This window comes from Corynebacterium sp. ACRPZ, from assembly GCF_022346205.1.
GTDB lineage: Bacteria > Actinomycetota > Actinomycetes > Mycobacteriales > Mycobacteriaceae > Corynebacterium > Corynebacterium lehmanniae.
This window is the reverse complement of sequence record NZ_JAKRMR010000017.1, coordinates 1-14209: the sequence shown is the minus strand read 5'-3', so window position 1 is coordinate 14209 and position 14209 is coordinate 1. Positions and strand designations below refer to the sequence as shown.

The window sequence follows — 14209 nt, the reverse complement described above, 5'->3', positions numbered from 1 at the left end:
CGGGGTGCTTTTTACGTATTCCTAGTACTGCGGGTGCGAGCCGGTGAGCACCGCGCGGGCAGTATCGCCCTCGCCCGCGGCGCGGACCTCGCCGAGATCCCACGCGTCGATGTGGCGCGCCGCCAGGATGGCCAGGGCGCGGTCCCGGTCCTCCGGGCTGACCACGGCAACCATGCCGACGCCCATGTTGAACGTCTTCTCCATCTCCGTATCCGGCACTTGGCCGACGGACTTGATGGTGCGGAAGATCGGCCCCGGGGTCCAGGTGGTGCGGCGCATCTCCGCCACTAGCCCCTCGGGGATGATGCGCTCCATGTTGCCGGCCAGGCCGCCGCCGGTGACGTGGCAGAAGGTGCGTACGTCGCACTCGGCGGCCAGCGCCAGGCAGTCCAGGGCGTAGATGCGGGTCGGCTCGAGCAGCTCCTCGCCGAGGGTGCGGCCCAGCTCCTCCATCTCCGCGTCCAGGGGCAGCCCGGCGCGCTCCAGCAGCACGTGGCGGGCCAGGGAGTAGCCGTTGGAGTGCAGGCCGGAAGACGCCATCGCGATGATGGAATCGCCCTCGCGGACCTTGTCCGGGCCGAGCAGCTCGGCGGCCTCGACGACGCCGACGGCGGTGGCGGAGACGTCGTACTCGTCCGGGTCCATCACGCCCGGGTGCTCAGCGGTCTCGCCTCCGAGCAGCGCGCAGCCGGCCTGGACGCAGCCCTCGGCGATGCCGGAGACAATCTCGGCGACCTTTTCCGGCACGACCTTGCCGATGGCGATGTAGTCCTGCAGAAACAGCGGCTCGGCGCCGCAGACGACCAGGTCGTCCACACACATGGCCACCAGGTCGATGCCGATGGTGTCGTGCTTGTCCATCGCCTGCGCCACCGCGAGCTTCGTGCCCACACCGTCGGAGCCTGCCGCCAGCAGCGGCTCTTTGTACTTGCCCAGCGCGAACAGGCCGGCAAACCCGCCCAGGCCGCCGCGTACCTCCGGGCGGGTGGCGCGCTTGGCGTGCGGGGCGAAAAGCTCCACGGCCTTGTCGCCGGCCTCGATGGACACGCCGGCGGCTTCGTAGGACACGGGTTGCTGTTCAGTACTCATTTAGGCTTCTGCACCTTTCTGGATGCGTCGGACAAGGTCGGCGTTGGGGTTGCCCTCCGGCAGACCCAGCGGGTAGTGGCCAGTGAAGCAGGCCGCGCAGAGGTTTTCCTTGGGCTGGTTCGAGGCGGCGATCATGTCGTCGATAGGCACGAATGCCAGCGAATCCGCCCCGACCATCGTACGGATGGACTCGGCGATCGCCTCGTCCGAATCGGTGCGGCCGTGGTTGGCAATCAGCTCGCCGGGGCTGGCGAAGTCGATGCCGTAGAAGCACGGCCACTTCACCGGTGGCGAGGCGATGCGCACGTGCACCTCCGCCGCGCCCGCCTCCCGCAGCATGCGGATGAGTTTGCGCTGCGTGTTGCCGCGCACGATGGAATCGTCCACCACCACAAGCTTCTTGCCCTCGATGACCTCGCGCACCGGGTTGAGCTTCAGGCGCAGGCCCAGCTGGCGCAGGGTGTCGGAGGGTTGGATGAACGTGCGGCCCACGTAGGCGTTTTTCATCATGCCCTGCTTGAACGGGATGCCGGACGCCTCCGCGTAGCCGATCGCGGCTGGGGTGCCGGATTCCGGAACGGGCATGACCAGGTCCGCCTCCACCGGGCTCACCTTGGACAGGCGGCGGCCGATCTCGATGCGCGAGGCGTTGACGGTCTGCCCGTCGATGACGGAGTCGGGCCGCGCCACGTAGACGTACTCGAACACGCAGTGCGCCTTCGGGGTCTCGGCGAAGCGCTCGGAGTGCACGCCGGATTCGTCGATGGCGACCATCTCGCCCGGCTCGATGTCGCGCACGAACGACGCGCCGACGATGTCCAGGGCGCAGGTCTCGGAGGCGACCACCCAGCCGCCGTCGAGGCGGCCCAGCGACAGCGGGCGCACGCCGTGCGGGTCGCGCGCGGCATACAATGTGCGCCCGTCGGTGACCATGAAACAGAACGCGCCTTTGACGCGGGGGAGGAGTTCACGTGCGGCGTCGAGAAGCGTCTTGCCCTCGGTGACCAAATCGGCCAGCAACGCCGAAACCACCGCGGTGTCCGAGGACGAGCCCTGGCCATTTACCCCGGTAGGAGAAATGAGCTTCTTCTCAATCGCCTCGTTCTGCAGCTCGAGGTAGTTGACCAGGTTGCCGTTGTGCGCCAGCGCGATGTCCGTGCCGTTGGGCGAGGTGCGGAACATCGGCTGGACGTTCTCCCACGAGTTGCCCCCGGCCGTGGAGTAGCGGGTGTGACCGATGGCCACATCGCCCTGCAGCGCCTCCAGCGCGGGTTCGTCGAAGACTTGGCTGACCAGACCGGTGTCCTTGAACACCACCAGCTTGTCCGGGTCTCCCACCGCGATACCGGCGCCTTCCTGGCCGCGGTGCTGCAACGCGAACAAGCCGAAGTAGCTCAGCTTGGCCACGTCCTCGCCCGGCGCCCAGACGCCGAACACGCCGCACTCGTCGCGCGGGGTGTCGCTGTCGATGTCGAAGTCCTGACTTGGTTTAGGGCTCTCCGTAAACACGCCCCTCACTGTATCCGAGTCCGCCTAGCGCAGCGCAATCACGGGAAGGCCGGCGGCGATTTCTGCGGCGCGGGACCCGGAGGCGTCGATAGCCCCCCGCTCCAGCTCCTCGGCGAAACTGGCCAGCCCGGTGGCCAGCCGCAGCCAGGTCTCAGGCTTCATCTCCACCACGTTCGGCGGGGTGCCGCGCGTGTGCCGCGGCCCCTCGACGCACTGCACCGCCACAAACGGCGGCACGCGCAGCTCCACCGAGTGGCCCGGGAGCTCCTCGGCGAGGGTGCGCGCGGTGCGTCGGCAAGCATTCGCAAGCTCGCTTCTCGACGGCTCCGCTTCCCCACCCTCCAACCACCCAGCCACCTGCTGGATCGCCTCACGTGTCAGCGCCGGGTCTTGTTTCTGCACCATGACACACCATATTAAGGTGGCCCCATGCCAAATACCCGCGTCGCCGCCGAGCGCTCCCCATCCGTGACCCTGCGATTCATGGCCTCCCCCACCGACGTGCTGCACCACGGCGCCCAAGGTGTCTCCGGCGGCCGCGTGCTGGAGTGGATCGATAAAGCCGCCTACGCCTGCGCCGCACAGTGGTCCGCCACGTACTGTGTCACCGCCTACGTGGGGCACATCCACTTCACCCGCCCCATCCCGTCCGGCCATATCGTGGAGGTGCGCTCCCGCATCGCCATGACCGGGCGATCATCCATGCACATTGTCAACGAGGTGCTCTCCGCCGACCCCCGCGAGGGCGTGTTCACCCGCGCCTGCGACTGCCTGGTGGTGTTCGTGGCCAAGGACCCCAGCACCGGCAAGTCCATGGCGGTGCCCACCTTCGTGCCCACCGACGACGAGGAGCGCCGCGTCGCCGATGCCGCGAAGTCCCGCATCGGGCTGCGCCAGGCCATCGAATCCGAGATGGAGGCGCAGACCTACACCGACGACTCCACCGCTCCGCGCATCGTGCACCGCTTCATGGCTAAGCCCACCGACGTGAACTGGGGCGGCAACGTCCACGGCGGCACCGCCATGGAGTGGATCGACGAGGCCGGCCTGGCCTGCACCATGGAATGGTCCGGCGAGCGCACCGTGGCGGTCTACGCCGGCGGCATCCGCTTCTACCACCCCGTGCACATCGGCGATCTGATCGAGGTGGATGCGCGCATCACCCGCACCGACTCGCGCTCCATCCACACCTCGGTGCACCTGCGCGCCGGCGACCCGCGCGGCGGGCGCGAGAACCTGAAGGACGCCATCCACGCCACGTTCACCTACATCGGCATCGATATCGACGGCAACCCCCTGCCGGCGCGCCAATTCACGCCGGTGACCGAGGAGGACAAGCGGCTGTGGGAGCACACGCAGACGCTCAAGGATCTGCGCGGGCAGTACGAGCCGGTGCCGCTGGTCAAGCCGCTGCCGCCGGTGCAGCGCACGTCCTAAGAAAACGGGGGTATCTGGATCCGTATTTTTCGGCGTCAGCGACTCCGGATATGCAGCGAACAGCAAAGGAGATTTACCTGCTGTGGAGCGAGTGACTGACTAGAGACTTAGCCGCTGCACTTCCAGCGTTTCAATTTGGTCGTTAATTTCCTTACCCCGAAGCCAATCTTGTCTTGAAGACCATCCGATTTCGAGTATCTCCCTCAATTTTTCGTCCGGCCCGATATCGAATGAATTCAATACTGTATCCTTGGGCATATCACCCAACATCCTAATTATCATCTGCCATGTTGAGTCCGACGCAGCTTCTAGATTGCGAATCAGACTTCGCGCCTCCCCTCGACGCCCCAAAACGTGAACGGCCGAGGCTACCTCTCGGGCTATATTCGACTTCAGCATCTCTTCTAGGCGAGTGAGCGTCCCGTCTGACAGATTTTCAGGTAACGCAGTTACGGTATGAAGTGCAACTTGATCATCACTGTCGGCAATATAGGTGACAAGCATTTCAGACGCGGAATCTCCTAACATCCCAAGACCCCACGCGGCTGCAGAACGAAGCTCGGAGTCAGTTGCTTCCTTCAGGATTTGGTGAAGCGCTTCCCGAGCTGCAGGAGTAGAGAGCTCGGAAAGTACAAATACAGCCTCCATTGACGCCGAAGCTTGATCTGCCGCATCGCTATCCACCTCGAGTGCCCAAGCGGTATCGAAAATCTTCGAAACCAAAGAGCTGTCTCGAACCGCCAGACTCGCTTTCGCTTCTAAAGCCACTCGCCAATCGTCTGAATCACACAGTTGAAGTAGGCGCCCATCGGCTCTGCCGTCATTCAGCCACCGAGCAGCCTTCACCGCAGGAAAAAGAACATCATGGTCGTCAGATTGCAGATCTCCGAGCCAATCCCATTCTTCGCCCACACAATCAACGCTCGCGGGTGGAACGCATCCGGCTATAAGTGTGTTCTCGCAGAAATTCTCACCCTGCCGAACGTACACATAGCGCTCTGGCCAATCCCTCCATTGCCAGTAGCCATATTTCTTACCGTCTCTTTTCTCAATAAACAGCTTGCCATCTTCGACACCAACCAATTTCGCTGGATATTCTGGGGTCCAGCCAGGCCATTTAAGCGTCGCTTCGGAACCTTCAGAGGCGGACTTACGTGCAGTCGCTCTCGCCGACGATCGAACTGTCGCTAACGATCCCTTGGTGATGTAAACGATGTTACCCACCTCGTAGTTGCCTTCACCACTGGTAACGCCAACAAAGGCGAATACATCTCCATCGCGCATTCCTCCATCCCCCCAACCTCGCCCCTCTTGGTTTGAGTGAGAGAGTTCGATGGCCATGTTACTTTTCCCCCTTGACTCGAAGCGTATTCCGCATCGGATGCACATCAGGTCTGGGAGGCGGAGCCTTTTGACCTTACGCCCCCAGATTTTATTTGATTTAGCATAACGCTCGAGTTCCACAATCCTGTGTCCGTGGTTCTCCTCTAGATCGGATTCAACCGCAGCCGCAGCCACCGCCCCAATCGTGAGGTAGTTTTGGAAACTAACGGAACTTTTGTCAGACATCATCAACCCCAACGAAGAGATCAGCCACGCGGACGTCTAGAGCTCGAGCCATCAACACAATGTTGTCGAAACCAACATTTCGATGCCCCCGTTCAAGGCTCGAAATGTAAGTTCTGTGCAGACCCGTTTTGTCCGCTAAATCTTCCTGAGATAGATTTGCGGTCCGTCGTAGGTCCCGCAAACGGAGACCGAATGCTGAACGCGCATCGGACCGCCATTTCTCGCCAACACACTCCATAACGCACCTAACGTTACGAAGTGTCAACCAACGGAGCCACAGACTATGAGTAACAAAGCACCCTGCCCCGAAGAGCTAAGGGTAGGACGGGGCGACCCGGTCTACCTGGCTCACGCATATCTAACTAAAGTGCCCGTCTCAGCTATTACACCCTTCATTGAGCGGCACTGTCCTGTGGGCGGCGTCGTCCTAGATCCCTTCGCAGGATCTGGAATGACCGGTGTCGCAGCCAAAATCACGGGGAGAAACGCTGAACTGTCTGACATATCAGTTTTAGGGCAGCACATAGGGTCCAACTACCTCAATTTGGTTCCACCTGACGAGTTTCGCGCCGCCGCCGAAAGAACTTTGGCAAACGCAAGAGAGCTGGCTGGGCCCGTCTACACGGTGCCTAGTCGGCAACTTAGATCGACGGGCGAAATTTCTAAAACTGTGTGGAGCGTCGTTGTAGAATGCTCCTCTTGCGGGATTGCGGTTAACTACTATCAAAGTCTCGAGGATGCCGGATGGAAAAAAAGCGAAATGGTTTGCTCATCCTGTTCCGCACCAATTTCCAGCTCCAATAAGCGAGTGGGCGAGGAAGCTGTCTTAGAGTACGTACGTCTCCCCTCGAGCAGGACCCAGATTGAGCAGCGACCCCACTTATTTAAGTTCAGCCCCGAGCAGAAACGACTGCCTTTCCCACACGTTCCAATCGATCCAAGCCGCCAGATGTACCAGTCCAGCGCACTTCGTAAGAATGGGCTTGAGTCGGTCGATTCTTTCTACTCTGCACGGAATTTGCAAGCTCTAGCCGCCCTAAACATGTCGATCGACTCAGAACCAAATACTCATCTGCGAAACAAACTGAGATTTGCGTTCACCGCAATTTTGACGCGGGCCTCTAAACGTTATCAGTGGTCGAAAAAACGCCCTCTGAATGCTTCAAACTCAAACTATTACGTGGCGCCCGTGTTCTACGAGTGGAACGTTTTTGAGCTATTCGAACGCAAAGTCCAAGCCGCTATCCGAGCTGACTCATGGATAGAAGAGAAGCTTCAGTCGATTGAATCAACCTCGACTGACACCCGTACGAGATACCGCATTGGATCAGCAGAATCGTTGGACCTACCCGATCAGTCCGTAGATTTTGTATTCACAGACCCGCCATTCGGCAGTAACTTGTTCTACGCCGATATGGCCTTATTTCAAGAGGCTTGGCTCGACGATTTCACAGACGCTGATAAAGAAGCTGTGATCGACCGGCAACGTGGCACTGCACGATCCGCCCAACGCTATGAGCGGATCCTCGAAGATGCACTGCGCGAATGCTCACGTGTATTAAAACCTGGTGGCACAATTTGTTTAGTCTTTGGAAACTCTAAAGGCACCATTTGGGCCATACTGCAACGAGCAATCGCAAAAGCTGGGCTTCGCATTATTGAAGAGGAAATCACGATCCTAAATAAAGGGCAGCGGAGCGTCAAAGGCCTGGCATCAGGATTTGAGCAGGTGGCGACACTGGACTTAGTACTGCCGTTGCAAGTTGGTCATTCGACAGAGGTTTTGTCCCAGCCCAACAATGACGAGATAACAGCTCTCTATTCTGAGCTCGCAAATCAGGAATACGCAACGCCCAGCCATCTCTATCTAGAAGCTCTACGACGCGCTATCAGGCGAGGTTGGGACGTCGGGAAAATGAACCTAAAAGAAGCTAGTTTGGCGCTGGAAAGCGCGGGTTGGGAATTGAACCCCAAGTCAGGCTTGCTACAACGGAGATAAAAACACGCCGATAGCTCATGACTCGAATCTATCGGCGTGTTCTTATAGGGACGAACTTGCCCCGAGCTAGACCGCGGCGTTCGGCGCCGTTGCGGCCGCGAAGTGCGACGGCATGGTCGCCGCCCACGCGCCGGCCAGCTCCGCGACTTGGACCTCCTCGCCAGCGACGCGCAGTACGCCGTCGTTGGTGGTCTCGCCCAACACAGCGACCGGTATGCCCGCGGAGTTCGCGCGCTCCACGGCGGCCTCTGCACGGTCGCTGGTCACGGCGACCAGGACGCGGGAGGCGGACTCGGAGAACAGCGCGGTGAACGCGTCCGCGTGCACGCCCTCCAGGTTCAGCTCCGCGCCCTTGTCGGAGCCGAGCAGCAGCTCGAACACCGCCTGGGACAGGCCGCCCTCGGACAGGTCGTGCGCGGCCGCGATGCCGGCGGCGTTGCCGGCGAAGAACTCCGCCAGGCGCGCCTCGTTAGCCAAGTCCACCTGCGGCGGTAGGCCGGCCAGGCCCGCGCCGGAGATGTCCTGCCACACGGAGCCGCCGAACTCGTCCTTGGTCTCGCCCAGCAGAATTAGGGTGTACTGCTCGTCCGCGGACGGCAGCGCGTGCGGGATGGCCTTCTCCACGTCCTCCATCACGCCCAGCACGCCGACCACGGGGGTGGGCAGGATCGGTGTCTCGCCGGTCTGGTTGTAGAAGGACACATTGCCGCCGGAGACTGGGATGGCGAGTTCAGCGGAGCCGTCGGCAAGCCCGTGCACTGCCTCGCGGAACTGCCACATCACATCCGGGTTCTCCGGGGAGCCGAAGTTGAGGCAGTTGGTCACGGCGACCGGGGTGGCGCCGGTGACGGCGACGTTGCGGTACGCCTCCGCAAGCGCGAGGCGCGCGCCCATGTTCGGGTCGAGGTAGGTGTAGCGGCCCGACGCGTCTGCGGAGACGGCCACGCCGCGGTTGGTTTTCTCGTTGATGCGCAGCACGCCGGAGTTGGCGTACTTGGCCTGCACGGTGTTGCCGCGCACGTAGCGGTCGTACTGCTCAGTGATGAAGTCGCGGGAGCACAACGCGGGCGATGCGACCATCTTCAGCCATGCGTCCTTGATGTCGCTTTGCTTCTCGACGTCACCTCCGGCCTGCACACCATCCTGCCAATCCGGGCGCGCGTAGGGACGCTCGTAGATCGGGCCCTCGTCGATAGTCGACGGCGGGGCGTCCACCACGAGCTCGCCGTTGTGGAACACCTGCAGACGGTCCGCGTCCGAGGTGACCTCGCCGATGACGGACGCGAGCACGTCCCACTTGGCGCAGATTTCCATGAACTTATCCACGTCCTCCGGCGCCACAACCGCGCACATGCGCTCCTGGGACTCGGAGGCGAGGATCTCCGCGGCGGACATGTTCTCTGCGCGCAGGGGCACGTTGTCCAGGTTGACGGTCATGCCGCCGTCGCCGGACGCCGCCAGCTCGGAGGTGGCGCAGGACAGGCCGCCGCCGCCGAGGTCCTGGATGCCCTCGACCACGCCGGCTGCGTACAGCTCGAGGCAGCACTCGATGAGGACCTTCTCCGCGAACGGGTCGCCCACCTGCACGGCCGGCAGCTTGCGCTCCTCGCCTTCCTCGAAAGTGGCGGAGCCCAGCACGGACACGCCGCCGATGCCGTCGAGGCCGGTGCGGGAGCCGAACAGGATGACCTTGTTGCCGGTGCCGGAGGCGAACGCCAGGTGGAGGTCCTCCACTTTCAGCGTGCCCACGCACAGCGCGTTGACCAGCGGGTTGCCCGCGTATGCGGGGTCGAAGACGGTCTCGCCGCCGATGTTGGGCAGGCCCAGGCAGTTGCCGTAGCCGCCGATGCCGTGGACCACGCCCGGTAGGACACGTTTGGTGTCTTCAGCGTCGATAGGCCCGAAGCGCAGCTGGTCCATCACGGCGATCGGGCGCGCGCCCATGGCCATGATGTCGCGGACGATGCCGCCGACGCCGGTGGCCGCGCCCTGGTACGGCTCCACGAAGGAGGGGTGGTTGTGGCTTTCCACGCGGAAGGTCACCGCGTCGCCGCCGCCGATGTCCACCACGCCGGCGTTCTCGCCGATGCCGGCGAGGATCTTCGACGCCATCTCCTCGGTCATGGTCTGGCCGAAGTAGCGCAGGTGCGTTTTGGAGGACTTGTAGGAGCAGTGCTCGGACCACATCACGGAGTACAGCGTCAGCTCCGCGTCGGTAGGCCTGCGGCCCAGAATGGCCTTGATCTTGGCGTACTCGTCGTCCTTCAGGCCCAGCTCGGCGTACGGCTGCTCGAGCTCCGGGGTGTCGAAGGCGTTGTCGACGGTGTCGTTGTGCACGGTCATTTCGGGTCTACGCTCCGATCTTCGAAATCGCGTCGATGGCGGAAGTGAACAAGCCGAGACCGTCCGTGGACGGGCCGGTCAGCGTCTCAATGGCGTGTTCCGGGTGCGGCATGAGGCCGACCACGCGGCCGCTCTCGTTGGTCACGCCGGCGATGCCGTTGATGGAGCCGTTGAAGTTGTATGTGTAGCGGAACACCACACGGCCCTCCTTCTCCAGCGCCTCAATGGTCTCCGGGGCGGCCTGGAAACGCCCCTCGCCGTGCTTGGCGGGGACATAGATGCGCTCACCGAGCTGGCTCGTCCACGCGGTTTCGGTGTTTTCCACCTCGAGGTATGTGTCCACGCAGTGGAAGTTCAGGCCCTGGTTGCGGGTGAGCGCACCCGGCAGCAGGCCGGCCTCGGTAAGGATCTGGAAGCCGTTGCAGATGCCGAGCACAGGCATCCCCTTCTTCGCAGCCTCAACGACGGCGCCCATCATCGGCGCCTGCGCGGCGATCGCGCCGGAGCGCAGGTAATCGCCGTAGGAGAAGCCACCCGGGACGACTACCGCGTCCACGCCGGTGAGATCATTGTCGGCGTGCCAGAGCTGGCGCGGCTCAGCACCGGCGAGACGGACGGCGCGCAGCGCGTCAACGTCGTCAAGCGTGCCCGGAAAAGTAATGACTCCGATAGCTGCGCTCATCGCACAACCTCGAAGTCCTCGATAACAGTGTTGGTCAGCAGCGTTTCAGCCATGCGCTGCAGCTCGGCGTCGGAGACCGAATCATCCACCTCAATTTCAAAGCGCTTGCCCTGGCGGACGTCAGTCACCCCCTCGACTCCGATCCGGCCCAGTGCGCGGAGCACCGCCTGACCCTGCGGATCAAGAATTTCGGCCTTGGGCATGACATTAACGACGACTCGTGCCATGAGAATCCTTCACGTTTCGGGAGGTTGATCGACCTTTGCGGTACGCGCGTCAGTATATCGGACACCCCGACACGGCCCGAAACCCTCGCTGACCGGGAAAAAGTGAACGGATGGTGAATTCTTGGAAAAACCTAACTTCTCGCCAAGCTGAGACTGAGAAAGACGGCTAGTTTGTTCTTGCCATCAACCGTCTCCCCCTGAGTTTCCGAAAGGTAACCATGTCCACTCCCCGCAAGAGCCTCGGCGCCGCGTTCGCAATCGCGCTGGCAGCAGGTACCGTCTCCGTCGTCGCACCGACTGCCAATGCAGCGGTGGACGGCTCCAACGTCGTCATCAACGAGGTGTACGGCGGTGGCGGCAACGCAGGCGGCAAGTTCAACAACGATTTCGTTGAGCTTTACAACCCGACCGACGCTGAGATTGACATCAGCGGTTGGAAGCTTAACCAAAAGGCCGCAAACGGAAATACCGGTAACACCGTTAAGCTCTCGGGAAAGGTCCCCGCGAAAGGCTTCTTCCTCATCCAGGGGGACAGCCAAGACAACGAAAAGTCGCAGGATCTCCCGAAGGCTGACCTTGTTGGTTCGTTCAACTTCGGCGCAAAGGCTGCAATCGCCGAGTTGATTGACAACAACGGCCAGATAGCAGACCTGGTCGGCTGGGGCACAACCGCCAAAGGAGCCGAGACGTCCCCTGCCAAGGGGACTGCAAACGCCACGTCTGTTCAGCGAAAGGATGTCGGTGTCGACACCGACAACAACGCAATCGACTTCATTGTCGCGGAGCCGACACCGCAGAACTCTGGCAATACCGGCGAGACGCCCGTTGACCCAACCCCGGAGGATCCGACAGATCCGACGGCCCAGCCTGAGCAGCCGCAGCCGGGCGAGATCACCCCGATCGCTGAGATCCAGGGCACCGGCCACACCTCTCCGTTTAAAGGGAAGAACGTAACCACTCGCGGCGTGGTTACCGCGGTTTACGCATCTGACGGCAGCAAGCGCGGCTTCTACATCCAGACTCCAGGAACGGGTGGTTCGCCGAAGCAGAAAGGCGACGCCTCTGACGGCATCTTCGTTTACATGGGCCGCGTCGCAGAGAGTGCGTACCCGGAAATCGGTGACTTCCTCGAAATTGCGGGTACCGCAGACGAATACACAGCAACTTGGCAAGTCAAAAAGGACACGGTCTCCGACCGCATGTCGACGACCCAGCTTCGCGACGCGAAGTGGCAGGTGATTGAGAAAGACGCAGATTTTAAAGACCCTGCGCCGATCTCGCTTGAGTTTCTTCCCGCTGGGGATGACGCCAGGGAGTCTTACGAGGGCATGCTCGTGAACATCACTGGTCCTTATACGGTGACAAACAACTACACACTGAATAACACTGGCGATATCGGTTTGGCGCCTGGCGATACGGCTCACCGCACTCCCACCGATATTGTTTCTCCTGGTAGCGAAGCCAATGCGCTTCAAGATAAGCAAGACGCTGAGGTCGTTCACGTCGACGATGGTCGAAACGCGAATTACTTCCGCACCGATAAGCAGACACCACTGCCGTACTTGGTCACTTCCGACAATGGTATTAAGTCAATCCGCACCGGCGATCAAGTCCAGTTCCAGACCCCTGTGGTCGTCGACTTCTCATACGAATACTGGCGTTTCCAGCCTCTGCAGCCGATCACCGGCAAGAATGTAGCAGCGGAGCTGCCCATCACGTGGGAGGATTCACGCGCAGACGCGTACGACGACATTGACAACGTCGAGGGCGATTACTCCATCGGCTTCTTCAATGTGCTGAACTACTTCTCCACCTTGGGCAAGGACGTCTCCGGCTGCAAGGCGTACAACGACATTTACGGTAAGCCCGTCGGCGCCAAGAACTGCAACATTCGCGGTGCATTCTCGCAGAACGCGTTCAAGGACCAGCAGGCAAAGATCGTCACCGCCATCAACAAGCTGGACACCGACGTGCTCGGCCTGTCCGAGATTGAGAACACCGCTAGCGTGACCGGCGACGTCGCCAAGCGCGACGAGGCTCTGCAGAACCTTGTCGATGCGCTTAACGCAAAGGAGCCGGGCAAGTGGGATCTTGTGAAGTCCCCGCAGAAGCTGGGTACTGACGAAGACTTCATCCGTGTCGCTTTCATCTATCAGCCGGCGAAGGTGAAGCCGGTCGGCGAATCTGTCATTTTTGATGATCCCGCATTCACAAAGACTGCCCGCCAGCCGCTGGCGCAAGTGTTCGACACTGTCGGCAACGACGAAGACAAGAACTTTGTGGCTGTAGTCAACCACTACAAGTCCAAGGGTTCTGTCGCCAAGGGCGACGAAGACACCGGCGACGGCCAAGGCAACAATGCTCGTATCCGCGCAGAGCAGTCCAAGGCTCTGCTGAAGCACCTAGGTGAACAGAAAGATTGGGCTGACCTGCCCACCTTCCTTGTGGGCGACTTCAACGCGTACACCAAGGAAGACGCAATCACCGCGCTGGTCGATGGTGGTTTCAACATCGTTGAATCCGAGAAGGACTACGACCAGGCTTCCTACCAGTTTGACGGCCAGCTGGGCACCCTCGACCATGTCCTCGCAAACGCAGCCGCAATGGAGCTTGTGAAGGACTCCGCTGTCTGGAACATCAACGGCGACGAGTCGGCAGCGTTCGAGTACTCGCGCCGCAACTACAACGCCCAGGATTTCTTCGGCGACGGCGACGACCCGATCTACGGCTACGGCAACCCGTTCCGTTCCTCCGATCACGACCCTGTCAAGGTTGGTTTCGGCACCAAGCTCGACGAGAAGGATGCTGACAAGTTCGCACCAGAGGCGAGCGAGGAAGTCACTGTCACCCAGGGCGATCAGCTACCGGACGCAAAGGCCACGGTGAAGGACGCAGACCAGCTGCCGGCGGACACCAAATTCGAGTGGACCAAGCCTGCGAACACCGACACTGTCGGCGACGGTCAGGAAGGCGAAATTACCGTCACCTACCCGGACAAGACCGTCGACACGGTGAAGGTCACTGTGAATGTGAAGCCGAAGGCTGAAGAGGAAGAGCCGCAGCCTGAGGAGAAGCCGCGCTACATCGTCAAGGCTGAGATCAACGACTCTGGCGAGCTCGTTGTCACCTACGAGAACGGTGACACTGAGAACCTCGGCGAGGTCAAGGGCGCTGACGGTAAGCCGGGCAAGGACGGCGAGCAGGGCCCGAAGGGCGACAAGGGTGACAAGGGTGACACCGGCGCACCTGGCAAGGATGGCAAAGACGGCCGCGACGGCATCGACGGTAAAGACGGTCAGCCGGGTAAGGACGGTGCCGACGGTAAGCCGGGCAAGGACGGCGAGCAGGGCCCGA

The 14209-nt window shown here is 61.5% G+C and carries 11 protein-coding genes and 1 pseudogene; 4 read left to right on the top strand and 8 right to left on the bottom strand.

Features of this window, described 5'->3' with window-relative positions; genetic code table 11:
* Positions 1-21: 21 nt before the first annotated feature.
* The 3 genes from purM to MHX64_RS10620 are packed head-to-tail and all read right to left on the bottom strand — an operon-like array spanning position 22 to position 3003.
* Complete coding sequence (gene purM, locus MHX64_RS10630; RefSeq protein ID WP_239357403.1) at positions 22-1089, bottom strand: phosphoribosylformylglycinamidine cyclo-ligase; 1068 nt, start codon at positions 1087-1089, stop codon at positions 22-24.
* Positions 1090-2598 (bottom strand): amidophosphoribosyltransferase, encoded by a 1509-nt coding sequence (purF, locus tag MHX64_RS10625; RefSeq protein WP_239357402.1) that lies wholly within the window; start codon positions 2596-2598, stop codon positions 1090-1092.
* A gap of 24 nt (positions 2599-2622) precedes the next feature.
* Positions 2623-3003: a sterol carrier family protein gene (locus MHX64_RS10620; RefSeq protein WP_239357401.1), complete on the bottom strand. Its 381-nt coding sequence runs from the start codon at positions 3001-3003 to the stop codon at positions 2623-2625.
* A 24-nt stretch (positions 3004-3027) separates the two neighbouring features.
* On the opposite strand from MHX64_RS10620, the gene MHX64_RS10615 reads away from it, so the two are divergent.
* The gene (locus MHX64_RS10615; RefSeq protein ID WP_239357400.1) at positions 3028-4035 is read left to right on the top strand and encodes an acyl-CoA thioesterase; all 1008 of its coding nucleotides are present in this window, start codon (positions 3028-3030) and stop codon (positions 4033-4035) included.
* A 99-nt stretch (positions 4036-4134) separates the two neighbouring features.
* Here MHX64_RS10615 and MHX64_RS10610 read toward each other — a convergent pair whose 3' ends face one another.
* Together MHX64_RS10610 and MHX64_RS10605 are read right to left on the bottom strand one after the other, a co-directional pair.
* The gene (locus tag MHX64_RS10610; protein WP_239357398.1) at positions 4135-5376 is read right to left on the bottom strand and encodes a HEAT repeat domain-containing protein; all 1242 of its coding nucleotides are present in this window, start codon (positions 5374-5376) and stop codon (positions 4135-4137) included.
* Positions 5377-5596: 220 nt separating this feature from the next.
* Positions 5597-5842, bottom strand: coding sequence for a helix-turn-helix domain-containing protein (locus MHX64_RS10605; RefSeq protein WP_239357396.1), 246 nt, complete (start codon positions 5840-5842; stop codon positions 5597-5599).
* Between the two features lie 45 nt (positions 5843-5887).
* On the opposite strand from MHX64_RS10605, the pseudogene MHX64_RS12115 reads away from it, so the two are divergent.
* Together MHX64_RS12115 and MHX64_RS10600 are read left to right on the top strand one after the other, a co-directional pair.
* Positions 5888-6103: pseudogene (locus tag MHX64_RS12115) on the top strand (DNA methyltransferase); the annotation flags it as partial.
* Positions 6104-6646: 543 nt separating this feature from the next.
* A complete protein-coding gene (locus tag MHX64_RS10600) occupies positions 6647-7603 on the top strand; it encodes a DNA methyltransferase (RefSeq protein WP_239357394.1) in 957 nt (318 codons plus the stop codon).
* Between the two features lie 66 nt (positions 7604-7669).
* Here MHX64_RS10600 and purL read toward each other — a convergent pair whose 3' ends face one another.
* The 3 genes from purL to purS are packed head-to-tail and all read right to left on the bottom strand — an operon-like array spanning position 7670 to position 10855.
* The gene (gene purL / locus MHX64_RS10595; protein WP_239357391.1) at positions 7670-9946 is read right to left on the bottom strand and encodes a phosphoribosylformylglycinamidine synthase subunit PurL; all 2277 of its coding nucleotides are present in this window, start codon (positions 9944-9946) and stop codon (positions 7670-7672) included.
* 7 nt (positions 9947-9953) lie between these two features.
* The gene (gene purQ / locus MHX64_RS10590) at positions 9954-10628 is read right to left on the bottom strand and encodes a phosphoribosylformylglycinamidine synthase subunit PurQ (protein ID WP_239357389.1); all 675 of its coding nucleotides are present in this window, start codon (positions 10626-10628) and stop codon (positions 9954-9956) included.
* Positions 10625-10855: a phosphoribosylformylglycinamidine synthase subunit PurS gene (gene purS / locus MHX64_RS10585; RefSeq protein WP_074432067.1), complete on the bottom strand. Its 231-nt coding sequence runs from the start codon at positions 10853-10855 to the stop codon at positions 10625-10627. Before purS ends, purQ begins: the two co-directional genes overlap by 4 nt.
* 218 nt (positions 10856-11073) lie before the next feature.
* Here purS and MHX64_RS10580 point away from each other — a divergent pair.
* Positions 11074-14209: ExeM/NucH family extracellular endonuclease (locus MHX64_RS10580; RefSeq protein ID WP_304504353.1), on the top strand; the 3136-nt coding region annotated here is incomplete at its 3' end.

Coding starts and splice junctions, on each gene's coding strand:
- purM (WP_239357403.1), bottom strand. CDS start 1,089: ATGAGTACTGAACAGCAACCCGTGTCCTACGAAGCCGCCGGCGTGTCC.
- MHX64_RS10620 (WP_239357401.1), bottom strand. CDS start 3,003: ATGGTGCAGAAACAAGACCCGGCGCTGACACGTGAGGCGATCCAGCAG.
- MHX64_RS10615 (WP_239357400.1), top strand. CDS start 3,028: ATGCCAAATACCCGCGTCGCCGCCGAGCGCTCCCCATCCGTGACCCTG.
- MHX64_RS10610 (WP_239357398.1), bottom strand. CDS start 5,376: ATGGCCATCGAACTCTCTCACTCAAACCAAGAGGGGCGAGGTTGGGGG.
- MHX64_RS10605 (WP_239357396.1), bottom strand. CDS start 5,842: ATGGAGTGTGTTGGCGAGAAATGGCGGTCCGATGCGCGTTCAGCATTC.
- MHX64_RS10600 (WP_239357394.1), top strand. CDS start 6,647: ATGTCGATCGACTCAGAACCAAATACTCATCTGCGAAACAAACTGAGA.
- purL (WP_239357391.1), bottom strand. CDS start 9,946: ATGACCGTGCACAACGACACCGTCGACAACGCCTTCGACACCCCGGAG.
- purQ (WP_239357389.1), bottom strand. CDS start 10,628: ATGAGCGCAGCTATCGGAGTCATTACTTTTCCGGGCACGCTTGACGAC.
- purS (WP_074432067.1), bottom strand. CDS start 10,855: ATGGCACGAGTCGTCGTTAATGTCATGCCCAAGGCCGAAATTCTTGAT.